We start from the raw sequence: 19,856 nt of genomic DNA on the forward strand, positions 1-19,856 counted from the left end.
TCCCCATCATCCCCCAATTTCCATCCGGGGCATGCCGATGCTATCCCTGGTCCCTAACCGCCACGTGGTGCGGTGCAGGCCGGTGGGGCCAAGCCCGTCGATCGCCGCGCGGTGACCAACGGTGGCGTACCCCTTGTTGATCTCCCAACCGTACTGGGGGTGGTCGGCGGCGTAGGCGACCATCATGGCGTCGCGCTCCACCTTGGCCAGCACGCTCGCTGCCGCCACGCTCAGACACTGGAGGTCTGCCTTGATGCGGGTGTGGACGGGGACGTCGCAGCCGGTGAACACTTCGGTGTCGGACGCCCCGAGGGCAAGCGTCTCCGCGTTGACAGTCCCAGCGCCAGCAGCCTTCGTGCCAAAAATCTCAGCCTCGAACAGCGCGGCTTGCACTCGCGGTGAGAGCCAATCGTGGTTCCCATCCAGGATCACCGCATCGGGTCGAGCGGTGCTTACAACCTGCTCCCACGCGCGGTTACCTGCCAACTGCAGCGCACGCATCAGCCCGAGGGCGTCGATCTCGACGGCGCTAGCGTGCCCCACCCCATGAGCGAGGGCCCATTTCTTGATTCGCGGCACCAGTCGAACCCGATTTGCGGGCGACAGCAGCTTGCTGTCGCGGACTCCCCTAAGCCCCTTCACCGCCGAAAGGTCAATCACCACCAGGCCTACCGAGACCGGTCCGGCGAGGGCGCCCCTGCCCACCTCGTCGCACCCGGCCAGGTACCGATGGCCAGCATCGAGGAAGGACCGTTCAAAACGAAGCGTCGGAGCGGCAGACTTCATCGCGACGAAAGAGCCGTCTCGTCTGAGGCAACTGCGGGTTCCGGCACGCTATCGAAAACGTCAGGGTAGTTGCCGAGGAAACCCGCCCGGTCCAGCGGCCAGGCGATGACCGCCGCCTTTCCCTCAATATCCTCGACGTCGATGAACCCCGAGTTGGGCTTATCCATGTTGGCGCGGGAGTCGGCCGAGGCGTTGCGATGATCGCCCATCACCCAGATTTTGCCTTCAGGAACTGTTACGTCGAACTCGGTATCGGAGGGACTCGCACCGGGGAAGAGGTACGGCTCCTCGAGTGGTTCGCCGTTCACGGTGATCCGCCCGTCGTCGTCGCAGCACACCACCCGGTCGCCGGCCATCCCGATGACCCGCTTCACCAAATGCTGCTGGGTGTCGTCCGGGAGCAGCCCGACGAAAATCAACCCGTCTTTGACCCAGTTGGAGCCCGGCCCGGTGCCGGGCGGCGGTGCGGGCAGCCAGCCTTCCGTGTCCTGGAAGACGACGACGTCACCGCGCTGCAGGTCGAACGGGGCGGGAACGAGCTGGTTGACGAAGATGCGGTCGTCAATCTCGAGGGTGTCCTCCATCGAGCCTGAGGGGATGAAGAACGCCCTGAACAGGAACGTCTTGATGAGGAAGGACAGCAGGATCGCGATACCCACGATGATGAGGATTTCCTTGAGCCACCCGCCCAGGCCGCGGGCGCCGTCGTCGTCCGCCTTCCTCTTTTTCGACGAGCCACGACGGTGGCTCCCCGACGACGAAGCGCGGGTAGCATCCGGGCGGGCGTCAGCGTCGTCGTTCGGCTTGCCGGGGATGCTCGTTGCCATCTGCTGGTCACTACCTAAAGTTGGTGGTTGGTCAATCGTTGAAACGTTCGATGGGGCCGTACCGTGAGGGCGGCCAGATCGTATGCACGGCCCGGCCGAGGACCCGTTCGGTTGAGATCAATCCTCCACCCGGAGCACCCAGCAGCGACCGTGAATCGAACGAGGCGGAGCGGTGGTCACCCATTACCCACAATTTACCCTGTGGGACCTCCACCTCGAACTGTTGGTCGCTGGGGGCATCCGAGAGGAAAACGTAGGGCTCCTTCAGCGGGTTCCCGTTCACCTCGACCGGCCCACCCGGGCTGCTACAACACGACACCGTGTCCCCACCGACGCCGAGCACCCGCTTGACGTAGACGGTGTCGCTGCCCGAGACTCCCAGCCAGTGACCGATAGTGCCGAATATTTCTGCTGTCCCGCTTCCACTGATCGGGTCGAAGGATCCCCGGCCGTCGAAGACGATAACGTCTCCGCGCTGCGGTTCCCGCTCGACCCGGGAGACCAGCACCCGGTCCCCCTCCTGCAGGAGCGGCTGCATCGATTCGGAGGGGATGTAGTAGATGTCCGCGACGGTCGCCCTGAGCACCGAGGCCAGCACCATGGCAACCAGGAGTGCGGACAGCACAAAACGCCAGCCCCGGAAGGGCCGGCGTTCTGGTTGTGCTCCCGCAGAGTGCCGGGGAAGATCTGATCCCGGCATGGTGCGGTTCAAAAAGGGGTGTTACTTGGCGGTCTTGGGTTCGCGCTTTTCCTTGATCTTGGCGGCCTTGCCGCGGAGATCGCGCATGTAGTACAGCTTCGCGCGGCGGACGTCGCCGCGTGAAACGACCTCGATCTTGTCGAGGACCGGAGAGTGGACCGGGAAGGTACGCTCCACGCCAACACCGAAGCTGACCTTGCGGACAGTGAAGGTTTCGCGGAGGCCATCGCCCTGGCGGCCAACAACAAAGCCCTGGAAGATCTGAACACGGGTGTTCTTGCCTTCAATGATGTTGACGTGCACCTTGAGGTTGTCACCGGCGCGGAATGCGGGAATGTCGGTACGCAGTGATGCTGCGTCGACGGCGTCAAGAATATGCATGGATATTGCTCCTGGTAAACGCCACAGGTCATTTACGTTGGTCACAACGGTCAAGGCCTAGGCAATGTCCGCCGAAAATTAGGAGACCAGCAAACCCTTAGGTGGGCCGCCAGCGTGTCAGTCTGTTGGTAGTTCTCCCCCTGTGGCAGGAAACAACCCAGTGACACAAAGTTCAATTATGCCATAGGAGCGAGCCCAGTCAGTCACCGCTTGGCGGGGCGTTCACCGGTTGGCGTGTCAGTACGCCGCCGACGACGGCGTACCCCAGCCTCGCCAGTGCCGCCTGGTCCGCTTTGCTCAACGTCCCGGTCGACAGCCCGTCCAGCAGGTCCGGGCGACGCTGGGCCGTGCGACGGAACTGCTCGTCCCGCCGGAACCGGGCGATCAGTGCGTGGTTCCCGCTGAGGAGGACTTCGGGGATACCGCGGCCGCGCCAGTCGGAGGGCTTGGTGTAGACCGGGTATTCCAGGAGTCCATCGGAGTGTGACTCTTCAACCAGCGAGTCGGGATTACCCACCACTCCGGGCAGCAACCTGCCGACAGCCTCCACCATCGCGAGCACGGCGACCTCCCCACCATTGAGGACGTAATCGCCCAGGCTCACCGGCCGGACGTCGAATTGGTCACCGGCCCAGTCGAGCACCCGTTCGTCGATCCCTTCGTACCTGCCGCAGGCGAACGCAAGGTGTGGTTCCTTGGCCAGGTCGTGGGCCATCCGCTGGGTGAATACCTCCCCCGCAGGAGAGGGAACGATCAGCACCGGACGGCCCTCCGCTGGCGACGCGTCGATCACTGACTGCAGCGCCAGCGCCCACGGTTCAGGTTTCATCACCATGCCAGCCCCGCCACCGTAGGGCGTGTCGTCTACGGTGCGGTGACGGTCGGTGGTGAAACTGCGCAGGTCATGGACCCGCAGATCGAGCAGCCCCTCCTGGCGCGCCTTGCCGATCAGCGAAAGATCAAGGGCGGCCAGATACTCCGGGAAAATGCTGACAACGTCGATGCGCACTTAGCGTCCGCTGCCCTCGGTGCCGGCCGCAGCGTCGCTCGCAGGGGCGTCGCTTGCTGGGGCGTCGTCGTCGAGTTCGCTGACCTCGCCATCGTCGGGTCCCGCCTGGTTGGACCCGGGCAGATTCAGTTCGAACAGGCCCTCCGGTGGAGTGAGCAGCACGTAGCCGCCAGCCACATTGACCTCGGGCACAATTTCGTTCACGAACGGGACCAGCGTTTCGTGGCCGGCCGAGGTTTCGACGATCAACAGGTCCTGCACCTCGAGGGTGCGAAGTCCGCTGACCTTGCCGACGACGTCGTCCCCGACCCGCACCTCAAGGCCCACCAGCTCGTGTTCGTACCAGGCGTCGTCGTCGTCATCGGCCTCATCGGTATCGATGAACAGTTTGGCTCCACGGAGGGTTTCGGCGGCGTTTCGATCGGCGTACCCGTCGAAACCGAGGATCAGGATGTCCTTGTTCCAGCGGGCGCCGCTGACCGTCAGCGGGCTGAGGGTGGCCGGTTCGACGCGGAAAATGGCGCCGGCTTCGAACCTGTCTTCGGGCGCGTCGGTGAACAGTTGCACGGTGACCTCGCCGCGAATACCGTGGGGTTTGCCGATCCTGGCAACCTGAACTTCCATCTGACACTCCTGGATTAGGTGGGCATAAATTTGGCCCCTCCACCATTATCCGGTGTGGGGCCAAACTCATTGAACTACTGTATTGCAGCTGTGTGCTGAAGCGCTGTTAGCCTCGGCGGCGGTCCGTGTCGACGACGTCCACGCGTACCGGTTCGCCATCGGCGAGGGCTGACACGACGGTGCGCAATGCGCGGGCTGTGCGACCCTGGCGGCCAATGACACGGCCCAGATCATCCTGATGAACACGCACCTCGAGGGTTTCCCCACGGCGGTTGTTCTTCAGGGAAACCTTGACATCATCAGGACTGTCGACGATTCCCCGGACGAGATGTTCCAGCGCTTCAGCCAGCAATTTACTTGGCCTCGGCGGTTTCCGTCTCGGCTTCGGCTGGTGCCTCGGCGTCGGACTTCTTGGCCTTGGGGGTGATGGCTTCAGGAACGATTACCGAACCCTTTTCAGGGGCAACAAAGGTTTCCTTGGGAGCCTTGGTCCGCAAGGTTCCCTCCTGGCCTTCGAGTCCCTTGAACTTCTGCCAGTCACCGGTGATCTTGAGCAACACAGCAACCTGCTCGGTTGGCTGTGCGCCAACGCCGAGCCAGTACTGTGCGCGGTCCGACTTGATCTCGATGAACGAGGGCTCCTCGGTGGGGTTGTACTTACCGATCTCCTCGAGGGCACGGCCATCACGCTTGGCGCGTGCATCCATGACGACGACACGGTAGAAAGGTGCGCGGATTTTACCCATGCGCTTCAGGCGAATCTTTACGGCCACTGTTGTGGTCACTCCTTGATGATCTAAAGGGGTGAACCCTACTCAGTGCTCCCGTGGGGCGGGCCACCTCTGAGGGTTCAAAAGGACAAGATGCGCGCGCAGAGAGAGGGGCTGCCCGGATCGAGTACAGGTCTATTGTGCCAGATCCCTGACGCCAGCACGAATCACGCCACGCTAACCGACAGCGACCCGGATTTGGTTGTTCCACGGGTCATTGAAGCGGAGTTCGCTGCCGGTGTGGTGGTTGTCGATGCCGGCAGCCGTCAGCCTGTCCGCCAACGCCCCGACGTGGTCATCGGCAGGAACCCGGATCAGGACCTCGCCCAAACCCAGCGTGTCCTTGCGGGGTCCGGCACCGCGACTGTTCCACACATTCATTGCCATGTGGTGGTGGTATCCACCAGCGGAAACAAACAGGGCCTGTCCGTGCCAACCGGCGGTGCGTTCGAAGCCGAGAGTGTCTACGTAGAACTTTTCGGCCGTTTCGACATCCCCGACCTGCAGGTGGACGTGCCCGACGACGGCGGCGGCCGTTTTCCGGGCTGTCACCGCTTCCTGGGTCAGGTGGTCCCGCAGGTAGTCATCGGCTGGAAGGCGGAGGCTGTCCATCACGACTGACTTTCCTGCCGTCTTTCCGCTGCCGTCAGTGCTCCACTGCCAGGTGTCACGGGGTTTGTCGAAGTAGAGTTCGATCCCGTTGCCTTCAGGGTCGGCGAAGTAGAAGGCCTCGCTGACCAGGTGGTCAGCGCTCCCCACGTACAAACCGGCGTCGTACTGGGCTGTGGCGGCGACGGCGGCGGCTAACGCCGACCGGTCGTCGAAGAGGAGCGCGGTGTGGAACAGGCCGGCCTCTCCCTGAGCCGGAAGTTGAAGGTTTTTTGCGGGCCCCAGGTGAATCAGCGGCGTGTTTCCGCGGCCCAGGCGGAGGCCCTCACTGGTTTCCTCGATGACTTCGAGTCCGAGGGCTCGCTGGTAGTAATCGGCCATCCTGGGTAGGTCGCCGACCTTGAGCAGTACGGTGCCCATCGACAGGTCGGCGGGCAATAGATCCTGGGGGGCCGTCATGGGGTTCTCCTTTTTGCGTGATGCGTTACCCGGATCAACTAGTTTAACGTTCAAGTTATTCCCGCCCTTTGAGAATCGTCTTCCTAGGTGGCGATGTACCGAACACTTTTGGGGGTGGCGTACCGCATTCCCCAGGTGCTGGCAGCAAAAGGGCGTGGCCCATCCCGGCAAGCCGTATTCGGGGCCCGAGGCAGCAGGAGGTGGGGGTCGGTACCGGTGTGGGGCCGCTTATTAGAGCGCGGCGCGCATGACCACGCGCGGGCCAATGTGGTCGAGGCCAATGGCTGCTTCACGTCGTCGGAGTTCCAGCAGCGCCGGTGACAGGTCCTGCACCAACTTGAATCCGCAACTCGCGTAGAACCGGGCATTAAAGGATACGTGGGCGAACGTGCTCAAGGTCATGGATCCGTAACCCTGGCGGCGTGCCCAGCCCATCGAGGCTTCGACCAACCCGCGGCCAATCCCCTGCCCCGCATGATGAGGGAGGACCGAGAGCTGCTCAAGGTGGGCGCCGCCGTCGACCTCTTCGAGCCGGGCGAAGCCGAGACACGGACGCCCTGCAACCAGCAGCTTCAGTGATCGAGCCATTTCCGACCGGGATGCACCGGCTGGTAGTGACCTTGGCAAAGGTGCGCCATTGATGACGGTCAACAGTGAATCAGCTGCCGCCTCGATCACCGGCAGGAAGGCGATGTCCAGCGGTTCGGCCTCGCGGATGCTGATCATGCACACAAGTGTAGGGCGGGGCAGCGGCCGGCGGCCTGCAGGTGGGCAATCTGGACCTCGCGGGCCGAAATGCCGCTCACCGCGGTCCAGTCTGATGCCCGATGTCCGGATTGCTCACCATGATCGGCCTGTCACTCGAAGGATTCGCTTCAGTCAACCGACATCGCGTGCGCATCGATGAACTCGCGGATCAAGGAGTCCCCTTCGGGACCGTCCTGAGGCCGATGGCCACCAGGGGCATTCGTGTGGCGGGCGCCGGTGATGGCAAGGTAGTCGGCGATCTCCTCATAGAGCGGTTCCCAGCCGCCGGTCACGATCAGGGTCGGAACTCCGGGGACGATATCCAGCGGAGCTTCCCATGGCGGCGACTGTAATCTCAGCCGGTGGGCGGCACGTCGGGCCTCGGAGGTCGCAGGATGACGCGCCTCGGTCGAAAACACGAGGCGGACAAACTCTTGCAAGAACGCCTCATCCGATAGGGAGTCACTGCGCTCATACAGCTGGCCGACCAACGCCCGATGAGCCGCCGTCGCTGGCAGGTCTGTGGTCAGGGACAAACACGCTGGTTCGACAAGCACCAGCGACCGGACCAGATCTGGCCGGTCGACGGCAGCCATCATGGCCGAAATAGCGCCCTGTGAGTGTGCCACGAGATGCCCACCGTCGCCGAGGGCGTCGACCACGATCCGCTGGTCCTCAACGAAGTCGGTGGGCAGCGGTTCAACTCCCGCTTCAAAACCGTGCCGGCGAAGAAAGAGGCAATCGTAGGTACTCGCCAGGGCATGCTGGGTTGGCCAGGCGGCGGCGCCAAAGCTGCCACTGCCGTGGACAAACACGATCCGCTCCTGGGTCATTGCGCCGCCCTTAGGGTTTTGAGGTGCTATCGGCGGTTACTTGCCGAGGAACTTCTCGAAGCCCTTCGGGAGGTTGAGGGACGACGGATCGAAGTCGTTCTGCGCGCCGAAGGCTGCTCCGGACGGCACCGATGGCCGGTTGCGCCGCGCCTCGGCGTCGACACGTTCCTGGGCCGCCTTCGCCGGGTTGCCCGACTTTGCCTTCTTCTTCCCCTTGGCCACCGCCTTGCCCTTGCGTGCACCACCGTTGAACCCACCGGGTCCTGCCATGCCGGGCATCCCCGGGATTCCACCGCCGGACGCCATCTTCTTCATCATCTTCTGTGCCTGGCCGAAACGCTCCAGCAGGCCGTTGACCTCTGAAACGTGCACTCCCGAACCGCGCGCGATCCGGGCGCGGCGTGAACCGTTGATGATTTTCGGTGCGACCCGCTCATGTTTGGTCATGGACCGCACAATTGCCTCGACGCGATCAATTTCGCGTTCGTCGAAGTTCTCCAGCTGCTCCCGCATCCCTGCAGCGCCGGGCATCATCATCAGCATTTTCTTCATTGACCCCATGTTGCGGATCTGCTGCATCTGCGCCAGGAAGTCGTCGAGCGTGAAATCCTCCTGGTCGGAGAACTTTTGCGCCATCCGCGCGGCTTCGTCCTTGTCCCAGGACTTCTCCGCCTGCTCAATCAGCGTCAGAATGTCGCCCATGTCCAGGATGCGTGAGGCCATCCGGTCGGGGTGGAACAACTCGAAGTCGTTCAGGCCCTCACCGGTCGACGCAAACATGACCGGCTTTCCGGTGACCGACGCCACGGAAAGTGCCGCGCCACCGCGGGCGTCGCCGTCGAGCTTGGTGAGGACGACGCCGGTGAAGTTGACACCCTCGTTGAAGGCTTGCGCCGTGTTGACGGCGTCCTGCCCGATCATCGCGTCAATCACGAACAGCACTTCGTCGGGGTTGACGGCGTCGCGGATATCGGAGGCCTGCTGCATCAGCTCGGCGTCGATGCCCAGGCGGCCAGCGGTATCGACGATGACGACGTCGTACAGCTTGCTGCGCGCTTCGGCAACACCGGCTCGGGCCACCGACACGGGGTCCCCGGTGGCGGTCTCGAACTCGGAGCTGACGCCCGGATGCGGCGCGAAAACCGGCACGCCCGCGCGCTCACCATTGACCTGCAGCTGTTTGACGGCGTTGGGACGTTGCAGGTCGCATGCCACCAGGAGGGGGCTGTGGCCCTGGCCCTTGAGCCACTTGGCCAGCTTGCCGGCGAGAGTGGTCTTACCCGCACCCTGAAGCCCGGCCAGCATGATCACCGTCGGCGGATTCTTCGCGAGACGAATGCGGCGGGTTTCCCCGCCGAGGATGCCCACGAGCTCCTCGTTGACGATCTTGACGACCTGCTGGCCCGGATTCAGCGCCTGCGAGACCTCGAGACCTAAAGCGCGTTCCTTGACCTTGGCGGTGAATTCGCGGACCACCGTGACCGCGACGTCGGCGTCGAGCAGGGCGCGCCGGATCTCGCGAACTGTGGCGTCGACGTCGGCTTCGGAGAGCCGACCCTTTCCACGGAGGTTCTTGAAAGTTTCTGTCAACCGGTCAGAGAGTGAATTGAACACGTGCCGTGAACTGCTTTCTTCGATGGATGGTGGATCTGGTATCAAGGGTACCAACTGGGGCAGCTGGCGGTTTGCGGGACATCCCGGTAGCGCCGTGGCAGGGTGGTGGTGTGGAAACGCATACAAACTCAGTCCAGGACCACACGCCGCTCTCCCCCGATCAGGAGGTGGCAACGCTGCTCATTCTCGGCGCGTCGGGGGATCTGACCGGCAGGCTGTTGCTCCCCGGTCTGGCCCGGCTGGTTCGGCACGGCCGAGCCACTGGTCTTCACCTGGTGGGCGCCGGCTCCGATGACTGGAGCGCCGAGCGGTGGGCGACGCGGCTCACGGACTCCTTCGCCGCCGCGGCCGAGGACGCCGACGACGACGGTCGGACGGCGCTCGACCAGCTCAGGACCACGAGCGAATACCGGCAGCTCGACGTCACAGCGCCCGGTGCGCTGGCTCAACTCGTCGCCACCCTGCGGGGGCCGGTCGCCGTGTACTTCGCGTTGCCCCCGGCGATCAGTGAAAAGGCGTGCGAGCTGCTCTCCCCCGAGGACCTGCCGGCCGGTACCCGGTTGGTGATGGAAAAGCCGTTTGGCACCAATCAGGAGTCGGCGTTCCGGCTCAATGAGACGCTGACTCAGCTGGTTCCCGAGGATCACATCCACCGGGTGGATCACTTCCTGGGGAAGGCCACCGTGCTGAACATCCTTGGCCTCAGGTTCGCGACCCGCCTGCTCGATCCGGTCTGGAACAACCTGCACATCGATCGGGTGGAGGTGGTGTACGACGAAGATCTGGCCCTTGAAGGCCGCGCTGGCTACTACGACGGCGCCGGGGCCCTCCGGGACATGATCCAGAGTCACCTGCTCCACGCCATGGCCATCCTCGCGATGGAGTCGCCGGTCAGTCTGCACGAGCGCGACCTCCGGGATGGCATTGGTGCTGTGTTGCGTGCCAGCGAGGTTGACCCGGATTTCGCGACGAGTACCCGGCGCGCCCGGTATACGGCCGGGACCATCGGCGGGCGCAGCATTCCCGACTACGCGGCCGAGGCCGGCGTCGACCCCTCCCGCGGGACGGAAACCCTCGCCGAGATCACCGTTTCGATCAACAACGCGCGCTGGGCTGGCGTGCCGTTCATCCTTCGCTCGGGGAAGGCACTCGGCGGGAAACGCAAGGAAGCACTCATCACGTTCAAACCGGTAAGCCATCTGCCCGCGGGATTCACCGGTCAGGACACGCCCACCAGGCTGCGGATCGGGTTTGGACCCGAGACGCTCCAGCTCGAGATCGACGTGAACGGACCCGGGGACATCTTTTCGCTGGACCGGGCGGTGCTCGAGGCCAGGCTAAACGCGTCGGAACTACTGCCCTACGGCGAAGTCCTCGAAGGGGTGCTGACCGGTGACCCCACCCTGTCGGTACGCGGGGATACCGCCGAAGACTGCTGGCGGATTGTGGATCCGGTGCTTGACGCGTGGGCAGCCAACGAAGTGCCGCTGGACGAGTATCCGGCCGGATCGGCGGGCCCTACTGCGTGGGAGAAATAACCGTCGGCGGTTGACTGCCCAAGCTGTTAACTGCCGAAGTCACCCCTCGCGTCCGGAGGCCCGTTACTGGGCCGATCCCGAAATGAGGGGTGACTTCAACCGGTGTGGTGTGGGCTAGAGCGCGGCGTCGCCGCGTTCCCCGGTGCGGACGCGGACGGCGTCCTCCACCGGGATAACCCAGACCTTCCCGTCACCGGCCCGACCGGTGTTGGCTGTCGAGACCAAGACATCGACAATGTCGGTGACCCAGGCATCCGCCACGAGGACTTCGACGCGGATTTTCTGGAGGAGGTCGACAGTGTATTCGGCGCCGCGGTACACCTCGGTGTGGCCGCGCTGCCTTCCGTAGCCGCTTGCGCCGCTGACCGTGAGGCCCTGTACGCCGTAGGTTTCCAGGGCTCCGCGGACGCCGTCGAGCTTATCCGGCCGGACGATTGCTGTTACCAGCTTCATGAGTTCACCTTTTCCGAAGCATTCTCCGTAGCCGAAACATTGTGTGTGGGGTGGAACTGTCCGCCGACGCCGAGGCCGCCAAATTCGTAGGCCGTCTCTGCATGCTCCGAGAGGTCGACGCCGGAGACCTCGTCGTCAGCGGTAATACGGAAGCCGATGGTCTTGTGGATACCGAGGCCGATGATTGCCGTCATGACTGCCGAGAGGGTCACGGCCACGAGGACCGACACAATCTGGGCCAGCAGCTGGCCGCCGCCCCCGCCGTAGAAGAGGCCGCCGCCTTCGCCATTTACCGGCATCGCGATGAAACCAAGTGCGATGGTGCCGATCGTGCCGGCAACCAGGTGTACGGCGACAACGTCGAGCGAGTCGTCGAAGCCGAGCTTGTATTTCAGGCCGACGGCGAGGGCACACATTGCGCCGGCTACCAGGCCCAGGCCGATGGCGCCGATGGGGCTGACGTTGGCGCAGGCCGGGGTGATGGCTACGAGTCCGGCGACGATACCCGATGCTGCACCCAGGGATGTCGGTCGTCCATCGCGGAAGCGCTCAAGCACCAGCCAGCCGACCATCGCCGCCGCCGGGGCTGCCATGGTGTTGACCCAGATGAGGCCAGCCTCTTCGGCGGAACCCGCGGCACCACCGTTGAATCCGAACCAGCCGAACCACAGCAGAGCTGCACCGAGCATGACCAGCGGCACATTGTGCGGGCGGTGTGCGGGATCCTTGCCGAAGCCCTGTCGCTTCCCGAGGATGAGAGCCAGGACGAGGGCTGCTACGCCCGCACTGATGTGAACAACTGTTCCACCGGCGAAGTCGATAGCTTCACCTACGGTACCGCCGATTGCGCCGTCGGCGCTGAGCAGTCCGCCACCCCAGACCATGAAGGCCAACGGGCAGTAGACGGCGGTAACCCAGATGGGGACGAAGAGTGACCAGGCACCGAATTTGGCCCGGTCGGCGATGGCGCCGCTGATCAGGGCGACGGTGATGATGGCGAAGGTCACTCCGTAGCCGGCTCCGATCATGTCCTCGGTGCCGATCAGGCCTTCGAGGCCGAACGAGGCGAAGGGGTTGCCGAAAAGCTGAGCGACTCCGTCGCCCCCTGTCATTGAGTACCCCCAAAGAACCCAGACGATGCCGACCAACCCGACGGCGATGAAACTCATCATCATCATGTTCAGTGCGGCCTTGGCACGCGTCATGCCGCCGTAGAAAAATGCCAACCCGGGTGTCATCAAAAGCACCATGGCGGCCGAAATCATTACCCAGACGTGACCTGCTGTCAGATCCATCGTCACATCCTCTCGCGAGTGGCGGGGAGTTCCCGCGATTTCAAGTCTGCCCGCGCTGTGTTTCGGTGCCGTGAACCAATTGATTGCCGGGAGGTTACAGAACTTGCGCCCCGGTAAAGACTGGGTGACAGACATGTTTCCGGCAGGTGAACTGGCACTCGAATTGGGGCGGGCCACTGGACTGGGAACCCGACCGGGGGTAGAGAAAGAGGAAGACTGCGGGCTGGTTAGACTGGCTTAGAGCTGACAACGATGGAGAATAATGTCCGATTACCCTCATAGCCCCACGCCCGACCCTTTGCCGGAGGAGACCGAGCAAGCAGCCGCCCCGCGTACCCGGCCGAGCCCCAAAGTGATGGTTGCCGCTGGCTTGGCGACCGTCGCTGTGCTGATCGGTGCCGGCGTGGGCATCTCGGCCCTGGTCCAGGACGACGAGCCGGGGGCGACACCGTCGTCATCGTCGTCATCGTCATCGTCACCGTCTCCGGCCACGTCGAGCGCCGCAGCTGTGGAGACATCGCCGGCTCCCCCACCGGAACCGGTCCCGGCGTCGACCGAGCCGCTCCCGCCGGCACCGACGGTGTTCTATGAGCAGGCGGGACCGCCGGCCGGTTCGCCGTTGGAAGCTGTCGAGCCGCTGACCATCGAGGTGACCGACAAACCAACCGGCACCGAACTGCCGTCCAACTTCATCGGCCTATCGCTTGAAGCCACGGACCTGGCCGATCCGCGGATGTCGGGTGACAATCCGGAAATCGTGGCCAGCCTGACTGGTCTGGGGCGTCCCATGCTTCGCTTCGGCGGCAATGCGGTGGACCGACGGTTCTTCTGGACCTCTTCCAACGAGGCAATCCCCGGAAACCTCAAGGGCGACAAGGCCCATCCAGTGCGTGCGGCCGGTCCGGCGGACCTGGAGCGGGTCAATACCCTCCTGGAGGCAGCCGACGCCACGATCAGCCTGACTGTGGATCTGGCCAACTATGATCCCGAGCGTGCTGCCGATATGACCAAGCACGCAGCCAACATCTTCGGTGACCGGCTGGTCGGAATCACCATCGGCAACGAGCCGAATGGGTATCCCACCAATGGTCTGCGCCCCTCCGAGTGGGGCATCCCCGACTACCTGAACGAACTGAAGGCGTATGCCGACGCAATGTATGACGTTGCGCCAGACGTTCGGATCGTCGGCCCGGGCACGTATGCCGAAGCCTGGTGGGAGCCGTTCACCCAGGCCGACCTGCAGCAGGAGAAGATTCTCTCGTTCCACCACTACCCGCTTTCGCAGTGCGATGGATCCAACGATCCCCTGGGCGAGCCCATCATGGAGAACCTGATGGCGGCGCCGATCCATGACCGCGCCGAGGATTACCGTCGTGCGGCCCTTGCTCCGGCCAGTGCGGCCGGCCTGGAAACCTGGATCCCCGAAACGGGGATTTCTGCCTGCCCTGGATCCAACGAGACCACCAAGACCCACGCATCAGCGCTGTGGAGCGTTGACTACGCGTTGAGTGCCGCGCAGCTCGGGATTCCCCGCCTGAGCTTCCACAGCTCGTTGCTGACCTGCGAGGGCGGCCCCCCCATGTCGTCCATTTGCTCGGGCGGAGCCTACCTTCAGCCTGATGCGACCCTCAATGAGCGGGCCAACTACTACGGCCTCTCCATGGTTGCCGAGCTCCCACCCGGAGCGTTCCTTAAGCACGCCGCCGAGGGTGGCGGCCTGTCCTACAGTTATGCGGTTCAGCACGACGACGGCAGCCTGAGTGTTGTCCTGGTCAACCAAAACAATCCCGAAGTTGCTGCGCAGACCGATGTCACCGTGCAACTGCCGGCCGGGGCTCGTACGAGCTCCATGACCCAGCTTGCCGGGCCGTCCTATGGTGCCGAGGATTCAACGGTGATCGACGGTGAATTCGCTGCGCCAATCCCGGCCGCCGATCGGCCAGCCATCCCCGGGTTTGTCCCGGGTGCAGAATCGGTACAGCTGCCGGTGACGGCCGGAACCGTGTCCGTGTTCCACTTCACCTTCTAGTTGAGCAGGGCGTCCACGAAGGTTTCCGCCTCGAAGAGTGCGAGGTCGTCGGCGCCTTCACCAAGACCCACGAGCTTCACGGGAACCCCGAGGCTACGCTGGATCGCGACGACGATGCCGCCCTTCGCTGTGCCGTCGAGCTTGGTCAGCACGATGCCCGTCACGTTCACCACCTCGGCAAACACCCGCGCCTGGTTGAGTCCGTTCTGACCGGTGGTCGCGTCGAGCACGAGCAGCACCTCATCGACCGTGGCGAGCTTCTCGATGACCCGCTTGACCTTGCCGAGTTCATCCATCAGACCCACCTTGTTCTGGAGCCGGCCGGCGGTGTCGATCATGACCACGTCCACTTCGCCGTCGATGCCTGCCTTCACGGCCTCAAACGCTACCGACGCCGGATCGGCGCCGTCGACGTCGGACCGCACCGTCGGCACTCCAACCCGCTGCCCCCAGGTGGCGAGCTGCTCGGCGGCTGCGGCACGGAAGGTGTCAGCGGCGCCCAACAGGACGTCCTTATCATCGGCAACCAGAACACGTGCCAGCTTGCCGACGGTCGTGGTCTTGCCGACGCCATTGACGCCGACGACCAGGACCACCGCAGGACGGTCGGCGTGCCGGTCGGTCGCGAGGGAACGGTCCATCGTCGGATCGACCAGCTTGATCAGTTCCTGGCGCAGCATGTCCTTGACCTCGGCGGGACTGCGGCTGCCCGCTACCTTCACCCGTGCCCTCAGTGCGTCGACCAGTTCCATGGTCGGTTCAGTGCCCAAGTCGGCGAGCAGCAGCGTCTCTTCGATCTCGTCCCAGACGTCCTCGTCGATGTTGTCGCGGGACAGCAGGGCGAGCAGACCCTTGCCGAGCGCGTTGTTCGACCGGATCAGTCGCGCGCGGAGGCGGGCCAGGCGACCCTGCACCTCGTCGGGAGTTTCCACCGGCACGGTTTCGGTGCCGATGGTCGTCTCATCGAGGTCGCGCAGGTCGTCGGGGACGACGACGTCGGGCGCTGTGCCCGTCGGTCGCTCCATTGTGTCGGTGGAGGTCCAGGCGGTTCCACCTGTGACGCGGTCGTCGTCGTCGCGGGTGGTGGTGTAGGTGCCCGGAGGCGTTTTGCGTCCCTTCAGCAGGAGTACGGCGAGTGAGCCGATCACCGCGAGGGAAATGGCTACGTAAATTACTATCTGGAGCGTCGTCTCGTTCACAGACCTAGCTTCTCATACGCCTCTGGCGTGGCCGGGAGGAAACTGGTGAAAGACTAAGCCCATCATGTTCAGCCTCAGACGCTCCCCCACCACCGGCACGGCCGCCGTTGAACCCGCCGAACGCATCACCATCCCCCGGGAGATCCGGGTCCTGATTGCCGCTGCCTTCGTGATCGCCATCGGTTTCGGACTGGTTGCACCGGTGCTCCCCCAGTTCGCTCAAAGCTTCGACCTCCCACCGATTGTGGCCCGGCTCGACCTTGGGGTGACCGCATCGGCGATCATCGTGAGCGCGTTTGCCTTCACCCGGCTGGTCTTCGCCCCGGCGGGCGGCAAACTGGTCGAACGTCTCGGTGAGCGGCCGGTGTATGTATCGGGATTGCTGATCGTCGCACTGTCGACGGCGGCGTGCGCGTTCGCCGCCGATTATTGGCAGCTGCTGATTTTCCGGGGGCTGGGCGGTATCGGTTCCACCATGTTCACCGTGTCGGCGATGGGCCTGATCGTTCGGCTGGCGCCACCGCGCCTGCGCGGCAGGGTGTCGGGTTCCTACGCTTCAGCTTTCCTTCTGGGCAGTATCTTTGGCCCCTTGATCGGTGGGCTGCTGGCCGTTTTCGGGCTGCGGGTTCCGTTCCTCGTCTATGCGGGGGCCCTGATCATCGTCGCGGCGCTGGTCTTTATCCAGCTGCGGGATTCGGCTCTCCGGGACAAGGCAGCCAACGCGGCGCCGCTCCCGTCCCTTTCGGTTCGTGAGGCGCTCGGCGATTCTGCCTACCGGGCGGCACTGGCATCGGGGTTTTCCAACGGTTGGTCATCGTTCGGAGTGAGGATGGCTCTCGTCCCGCTGTTCGCCGCGGCGGTACTGGGCGAGGGTCCTGAGGTGGCTGGCATTGCGCTCACCTTTTTCGCAGCGGGCACCGCGCTGGCCCTGACCTTTTCCGGAAGACTGGCGGACCAGTTGGGCCGCAAACCCCTGGTGCTGACCGGACTGGCGGTCAACGGCGCGGCGATGGCGGGCCTCGGCTTCACCACGGATTTGGTGATGTTCCTCGGCGTCTCGGTGGTAGCTGGCCTGGGGGCTGGCCTGATGAACCCCGCCCAGCAGGCCGCCGTCGCCGATGTGATTGGCAACCAGCGCAGTGGAGGAAAGGTGCTGGCAGCGTTCCAGATGAGTGCCGACACGGGCGCCATCATCGGGCCCATTATCGCTGGACTGCTCGTTGATGCCTTGTCCTTCGGGTGGGCCTTTGCCCTGACTGGTGTCGTCGCGTTTGCGGCGTTTCTGGTCTGGCTGGGCGCCCGGGAGACGCTTCCCGAACGCAACACCGCCTAACTGCAGGAAATTGGGATCCCGGCCTTTACCGCTGCGACGGCAATCTGCACCCGATTATCCACTCCCAGCGACTGCATCACCTGTGCCAGACGCGCCTTGATCGTCGCCTCGCTCAGGTTCATCTTTCGGGATATCTGCAGGTTGGTGTGGCCGCTGGCGAGCGCGGCGACAATCAGCAGGTCGCGTGCACTCAACAGTTCGAAGCGGCTCGCCAGTTGTGCATCCAATCCGTTCTCCGGCCGCGGGGCATGTCGGCAGGACGGGAAAACAGCGTTCACCAGACCGCCGCGGTGCACTATCCGCAAGGAAGCGGCTATGTCCTCGACGGTAAGGTCCCGCACAATGTAGCTCGATGCCCCGGCGGCAAACGCAGCATCCATGTCGCTGCCGGAGTCACCGGTCCGGTGGGCCGACAGGATAGCTACCTTGGGAGCGACGGGGAGCCGACAGATTTCCGAGACGGTCTCCGCCGGCCCGTGGCCGGAAATCAGTGCGTCCACCAGGACGACGCCGGGATGTTCCGCTTCCACACGGATAATCGCGTCGGCGCCGTGCGTGCTGATTCCAGTGACCTCGATGAAGCCCGACTGGTTCAGCAGTGCAGGCGGATTTCCGCGCCGCCCTGGAACTGACCGGGGCCAACCCCGAACTCTCGGCCGAACTTGCGGTAGCCCTTCAGTCAGTACTGGACGCACAGGCGGCCCTCGACGCGCTGGTGGATGCCTCAACGGTGGACATCGCCGCAGCGCAGTTGGACCTCGACGCCGCACTTCAAGAGACCTCGATGCTGCGCTGGTGGTGCTGCTCGACGCCGGTGTCAACGTTGACGATGCCACAGTTGCCCTCGATGCTGCGCTGGTTGTCCAGGCCGACCTGATTGCTGACGCACAGGCAATCCTCGACGTGGCGGTCGCTGCCCAGGTCATCTCGGATGAAGCGGTGGTTACTGCAGAAGCCGACCTGGCGACAGCCATTGCCGACGGGGATCCGGTTGCCATCGCAGCAGCCCAGGTGGCCCTGGATGCTGCGCTGGCAGCTCAGGTCGATGCTGATGTAGCGGTATCAAACGCCCAGGTTGCACTGGATGCCCTACTGGCGGTGGAAACCGATCCGTGATGGCGGCCCGGGCGGCACTGGCTGCGGCCGTGGCGCTGGAAGCAGATGCGCAGGCTGCGGTCGACGATCTTCAGGTGGTTGTGGACGCCACGGTCGTCGTGGTTGCTGACGCCCAGGCTGACGTGGCCGCCGCTGAGCTGGCCCTCGAGGTGGCAGTCAATGCCGATGCAATTCTTGCAGCCCAGGGTGCCCTCGATGCTGCCCTCGAAGATCTGGTCTCGCTCCAGCTTTCCGCTCCTGGCATTAGCGACGCCGAAATTGTCGAACTTGAAGGTTTGTTCGCGACGGCGATCGCCAACTGCGGAGTCGGCGACGTGCTCCTTGATGTTGACATCATTGTTGATGTCGACGGCGGAACCGATGGCAACGGCGGAACCGGAGGCGACGGCGGCAACGGCGGTGTCGGTGGCAGCGGTGGCAGCGGTGGCAGCGGTGGTACCGGCGGTGCCGGTGGCGCGGGCGGGTCAGGAACCCCCCCCCGGGCGGCAGGCTCCAACGGCGGAATGAACATCCAGTCGGCCGGTGACGTCGCGGAGGTTACTGCTGCTCCGGCATTACAGTCCGCATCCGCGACCCCAGGCTTCCTCGGACTGGGCGCGCTCCTGGCAGCGGGTGGTGCAGCAGCAACTGCGGCAGTTCTGAAACTGCGCCGCAACACGCGCACGATCGGCTAACTCCGCCTTCCCTAGCTAGCACCCACGAGAGCGGCGCCGACGACCATTGCTGTCGGCGCCGCTCTCGTAGCGTGAAACGAGGACCGATGAACTCTGAGCACACCCCCAGCCCACACCGGCAGCGAACCGCCGCCGCCCGTGGCGGGATAGGGTACGTCCTGGCGTGTGTCTTGCTGATTCTTTCGACAGCATGCTCCAGCGGCATTTCCCCGCAGTCCGAAACGTCTGCTGCACCCACTCCCAGCGCCCTTTCGCGGCCGGCAGTGGAGCCCGCTGAACCGACTTCTCCGGTCGAATCGGCTCCCGTCGAATCGGCTCCTCCAGCTGAACCGACTTCTCCGGTCGAATCGGCTCCGGCCATTCCGGGTCTGACCGTCTCCGCCGCTCCGACGACCAACGACGGCACGGAAGAACCGGCCGCCTTACCACCCATCAGGCTCACAGTTCCCGCAGCCGACTTCGATGTTCAGGTCCTGGCTCTGACGCCGACTGAGGGTGAGGTTGCCTCCCAATCGATTGTGCCGCCATTTACCCTCGACGCGTACTGGCTGACTTCCTACGGCAGCCCCGGCGAGGGATCGACGAACACGACCTACATCACCGGGCACAGCTGGGAGGACCGCGAGACGCCGTTCAACCGGCTGAGCACCGACGTCGTCGTTGGGGATCCGCTCACGCTGACCACTGAGACGGGCACGCTGGATTACGTCGTCGAATCAGTGACGACCCACGATAAGGACACCTTGAAAACTAGCGACATCTGGGACATTGTGCCCCACCGCGTGGTCCTCATCAGCTGTTACACGGACGACCTGTGGGGGAAGAACGTCATCGTCACAGCGGTACCGGCCGGCTAGCTG

At 64.2% G+C, this 19,856-nt stretch carries 23 protein-coding genes; 7 read left to right on the forward strand and 16 right to left on the reverse strand.

The genetic code is table 11. From position 1 onward, the window contains the following. Nucleotides 1-6: 6 nt before the first annotated feature. The 12 genes from ACX80A_RS08870 to ffh form a co-directional block, all read right to left on the reverse strand. The gene (locus ACX80A_RS08870; protein ID WP_459259336.1) at nucleotides 7-786 is read right to left on the reverse strand and encodes a ribonuclease HII; all 780 of its coding nucleotides are present in this window, start codon (nucleotides 784-786) and stop codon (nucleotides 7-9) included. Beyond that, entirely contained in the window at nucleotides 783-1,613 is an 831-nt protein-coding gene (gene lepB / locus ACX80A_RS08875) for a signal peptidase I (protein WP_459259337.1), read from the reverse strand. Before lepB (ACX80A_RS08875) ends, ACX80A_RS08870 begins: the two co-directional genes overlap by 4 nt. Before the next feature lie 31 nt (nucleotides 1,614-1,644). After that, on the reverse strand, nucleotides 1,645-2,313 hold the full coding sequence (gene lepB, locus ACX80A_RS08880) for a signal peptidase I (RefSeq protein ID WP_459259338.1): 669 nt from the start codon (nucleotides 2,311-2,313) through the stop codon (nucleotides 1,645-1,647). Between the two features lie 21 nt (nucleotides 2,314-2,334). Then, nucleotides 2,335-2,694 (reverse strand): 50S ribosomal protein L19, encoded by a 360-nt coding sequence (rplS, locus tag ACX80A_RS08885; RefSeq protein ID WP_019482917.1) that lies wholly within the window; start codon nucleotides 2,692-2,694, stop codon nucleotides 2,335-2,337. A 199-nt stretch (nucleotides 2,695-2,893) separates the two neighbouring features. Next, a complete protein-coding gene (gene trmD / locus ACX80A_RS08890; RefSeq protein ID WP_459259339.1) occupies nucleotides 2,894-3,703 on the reverse strand; it encodes a tRNA (guanosine(37)-N1)-methyltransferase TrmD in 810 nt (269 codons plus the stop codon). Then, on the reverse strand, nucleotides 3,704-4,327 hold the full coding sequence (gene rimM, locus ACX80A_RS08895; RefSeq protein WP_459259340.1) for a ribosome maturation factor RimM: 624 nt from the start codon (nucleotides 4,325-4,327) through the stop codon (nucleotides 3,704-3,706). Nucleotides 4,328-4,433: 106 nt separating this feature from the next. Further along, on the reverse strand, nucleotides 4,434-4,679 hold the full coding sequence (locus tag ACX80A_RS08900; RefSeq protein WP_019482920.1) for an RNA-binding protein: 246 nt from the start codon (nucleotides 4,677-4,679) through the stop codon (nucleotides 4,434-4,436). A gap of 1 nt (nucleotide 4,680) precedes the next feature. After that, nucleotides 4,681-5,100: a 30S ribosomal protein S16 gene (gene rpsP, locus ACX80A_RS08905; protein ID WP_459259387.1), complete on the reverse strand. Its 420-nt coding sequence runs from the start codon at nucleotides 5,098-5,100 to the stop codon at nucleotides 4,681-4,683. A 174-nt stretch (nucleotides 5,101-5,274) separates the two neighbouring features. Beyond that, complete coding sequence (locus ACX80A_RS08910) at nucleotides 5,275-6,165, reverse strand: VOC family protein (RefSeq protein ID WP_459259341.1); 891 nt, start codon at nucleotides 6,163-6,165, stop codon at nucleotides 5,275-5,277. A gap of 231 nt (nucleotides 6,166-6,396) precedes the next feature. Then, on the reverse strand, nucleotides 6,397-6,891 hold the full coding sequence (locus ACX80A_RS08915) for a GNAT family N-acetyltransferase (protein ID WP_459259342.1): 495 nt from the start codon (nucleotides 6,889-6,891) through the stop codon (nucleotides 6,397-6,399). Nucleotides 6,892-7,040: 149 nt separating this feature from the next. Beyond that, the gene (locus ACX80A_RS08920) at nucleotides 7,041-7,745 is read right to left on the reverse strand and encodes an alpha/beta fold hydrolase (protein ID WP_459259343.1); all 705 of its coding nucleotides are present in this window, start codon (nucleotides 7,743-7,745) and stop codon (nucleotides 7,041-7,043) included. 36 nt (nucleotides 7,746-7,781) lie between these two features. Next, nucleotides 7,782-9,359, reverse strand: a complete 1,578-nt coding sequence (gene ffh / locus ACX80A_RS08925) for a signal recognition particle protein (RefSeq protein WP_459259344.1) — start codon at nucleotides 9,357-9,359, stop codon at nucleotides 7,782-7,784. Between the two features lie 167 nt (nucleotides 9,360-9,526). Between ffh and ACX80A_RS08930 the strand changes: the two genes are divergently transcribed. Continuing rightward, nucleotides 9,527-10,897, forward strand: coding sequence for a glucose-6-phosphate dehydrogenase (locus ACX80A_RS08930; RefSeq protein ID WP_459259388.1), 1,371 nt, complete (start codon nucleotides 9,527-9,529; stop codon nucleotides 10,895-10,897). Between the two features lie 114 nt (nucleotides 10,898-11,011). Here ACX80A_RS08930 and ACX80A_RS08935 read toward each other — a convergent pair whose 3' ends face one another. Both ACX80A_RS08935 and ACX80A_RS08940 read right to left on the reverse strand, forming a co-directional pair. Beyond that, a complete protein-coding gene (locus tag ACX80A_RS08935) occupies nucleotides 11,012-11,350 on the reverse strand; it encodes a P-II family nitrogen regulator (protein WP_019482927.1) in 339 nt (112 codons plus the stop codon). Then, complete coding sequence (locus ACX80A_RS08940) at nucleotides 11,347-12,645, reverse strand: ammonium transporter (RefSeq protein ID WP_459259345.1); 1,299 nt, start codon at nucleotides 12,643-12,645, stop codon at nucleotides 11,347-11,349. Before ACX80A_RS08940 ends, ACX80A_RS08935 begins: the two co-directional genes overlap by 4 nt. Nucleotides 12,646-12,907: 262 nt before the next feature. Here ACX80A_RS08940 and ACX80A_RS08945 point away from each other — a divergent pair, with 262 nt between their 5' ends. Next, on the forward strand, nucleotides 12,908-14,674 hold the full coding sequence (locus tag ACX80A_RS08945; RefSeq protein WP_459259346.1) for a hypothetical protein: 1,767 nt from the start codon (nucleotides 12,908-12,910) through the stop codon (nucleotides 14,672-14,674). Here ACX80A_RS08945 and ftsY read toward each other — a convergent pair. Further along, nucleotides 14,671-15,873: a signal recognition particle-docking protein FtsY gene (gene ftsY, locus ACX80A_RS08950; protein WP_459259347.1), complete on the reverse strand. Its 1,203-nt coding sequence runs from the start codon at nucleotides 15,871-15,873 to the stop codon at nucleotides 14,671-14,673. The genes ACX80A_RS08945 and ftsY overlap by 4 nt on opposite strands. Nucleotides 15,874-15,937: 64 nt before the next feature. Between ftsY and ACX80A_RS08955 the strand changes: the two genes are divergently transcribed. Continuing rightward, nucleotides 15,938-17,206: an MFS transporter gene (locus tag ACX80A_RS08955; RefSeq protein WP_459259348.1), complete on the forward strand. Its 1,269-nt coding sequence runs from the start codon at nucleotides 15,938-15,940 to the stop codon at nucleotides 17,204-17,206. On the opposite strand, the gene ACX80A_RS08960 is transcribed toward ACX80A_RS08955, so the two are convergent. Further along, a complete protein-coding gene (locus tag ACX80A_RS08960; RefSeq protein ID WP_459259349.1) occupies nucleotides 17,203-17,736 on the reverse strand; it encodes a response regulator transcription factor in 534 nt (177 codons plus the stop codon). The genes ACX80A_RS08955 and ACX80A_RS08960 overlap by 4 nt on opposite strands. Before the next feature lie 68 nt (nucleotides 17,737-17,804). Here ACX80A_RS08960 and ACX80A_RS08965 point away from each other — a divergent pair, with 68 nt between their 5' ends. The 4 genes from ACX80A_RS08965 (at nucleotide 17,805) to ACX80A_RS08980 (ending at nucleotide 19,853) form a co-directional block, all read left to right on the forward strand. After that, nucleotides 17,805-18,083 (forward strand): hypothetical protein, encoded by a 279-nt coding sequence (locus ACX80A_RS08965; RefSeq protein ID WP_459259350.1) that lies wholly within the window; start codon nucleotides 17,805-17,807, stop codon nucleotides 18,081-18,083. Beyond that, nucleotides 18,002-18,322: a hypothetical protein gene (locus tag ACX80A_RS08970; protein WP_459259351.1), complete on the forward strand. Its 321-nt coding sequence runs from the start codon at nucleotides 18,002-18,004 to the stop codon at nucleotides 18,320-18,322. The genes ACX80A_RS08965 and ACX80A_RS08970 overlap by 82 nt, the downstream gene beginning before the upstream one ends. Then, nucleotides 18,322-18,996 (forward strand): hypothetical protein, encoded by a 675-nt coding sequence (locus tag ACX80A_RS08975; protein ID WP_459259352.1) that lies wholly within the window; start codon nucleotides 18,322-18,324, stop codon nucleotides 18,994-18,996. The genes ACX80A_RS08970 and ACX80A_RS08975 overlap by 1 nt, the downstream gene beginning before the upstream one ends. Nucleotides 18,997-19,082: 86 nt before the next feature. Next, nucleotides 19,083-19,853 carry a class F sortase gene (locus ACX80A_RS08980; RefSeq protein ID WP_459259353.1) on the forward strand — a complete coding sequence of 257 codons (771 nt, stop codon included), beginning with the start codon at nucleotides 19,083-19,085 and terminating at the stop codon, nucleotides 19,851-19,853. The last annotated feature ends 3 nt before the right edge of the window (nucleotides 19,854-19,856 follow it).

Source organism: Arthrobacter sp. TMN-50 (assembly GCF_054511125.1).

Bases quoted from the DNA above. Each gene is read 5' to 3' on its own strand.
- ACX80A_RS08870 (WP_459259336.1), bottom strand. From the start codon at position 786: ATGAAGTCTGCCGCTCCGACGCTTCGTTTTGAACGGTCCTTCCTCGAT.
- lepB (WP_459259337.1), bottom strand. From the start codon at position 1,613: ATGGCAACGAGCATCCCCGGCAAGCCGAACGACGACGCTGACGCCCGC.
- lepB (WP_459259338.1), bottom strand. From the start codon at position 2,313: ATGCCGGGATCAGATCTTCCCCGGCACTCTGCGGGAGCACAACCAGAA.
- rplS (WP_019482917.1), bottom strand. From the start codon at position 2,694: ATGCATATTCTTGACGCCGTCGACGCAGCATCACTGCGTACCGACATT.
- rimM (WP_459259340.1), bottom strand. From the start codon at position 4,327: ATGGAAGTTCAGGTTGCCAGGATCGGCAAACCCCACGGTATTCGCGGC.
- ACX80A_RS08910 (WP_459259341.1), bottom strand. From the start codon at position 6,165: ATGACGGCCCCCCAGGATCTATTGCCCGCCGACCTGTCGATGGGCACC.
- ACX80A_RS08915 (WP_459259342.1), bottom strand. From the start codon at position 6,891: ATGATCAGCATCCGCGAGGCCGAACCGCTGGACATCGCCTTCCTGCCG.
- ACX80A_RS08920 (WP_459259343.1), bottom strand. From the start codon at position 7,745: ATGACCCAGGAGCGGATCGTGTTTGTCCACGGCAGTGGCAGCTTTGGC.
- ACX80A_RS08935 (WP_019482927.1), bottom strand. From the start codon at position 11,350: ATGAAGCTGGTAACAGCAATCGTCCGGCCGGATAAGCTCGACGGCGTC.
- ACX80A_RS08940 (WP_459259345.1), bottom strand. From the start codon at position 12,645: ATGGATCTGACAGCAGGTCACGTCTGGGTAATGATTTCGGCCGCCATG.
- ACX80A_RS08945 (WP_459259346.1), top strand. From the start codon at position 12,908: ATGTCCGATTACCCTCATAGCCCCACGCCCGACCCTTTGCCGGAGGAG.
- ACX80A_RS08955 (WP_459259348.1), top strand. From the start codon at position 15,938: ATGTTCAGCCTCAGACGCTCCCCCACCACCGGCACGGCCGCCGTTGAA.
- ACX80A_RS08975 (WP_459259352.1), top strand. From the start codon at position 18,322: ATGGCGGCCCGGGCGGCACTGGCTGCGGCCGTGGCGCTGGAAGCAGAT.
- ACX80A_RS08980 (WP_459259353.1), top strand. From the start codon at position 19,083: ATGAACTCTGAGCACACCCCCAGCCCACACCGGCAGCGAACCGCCGCC.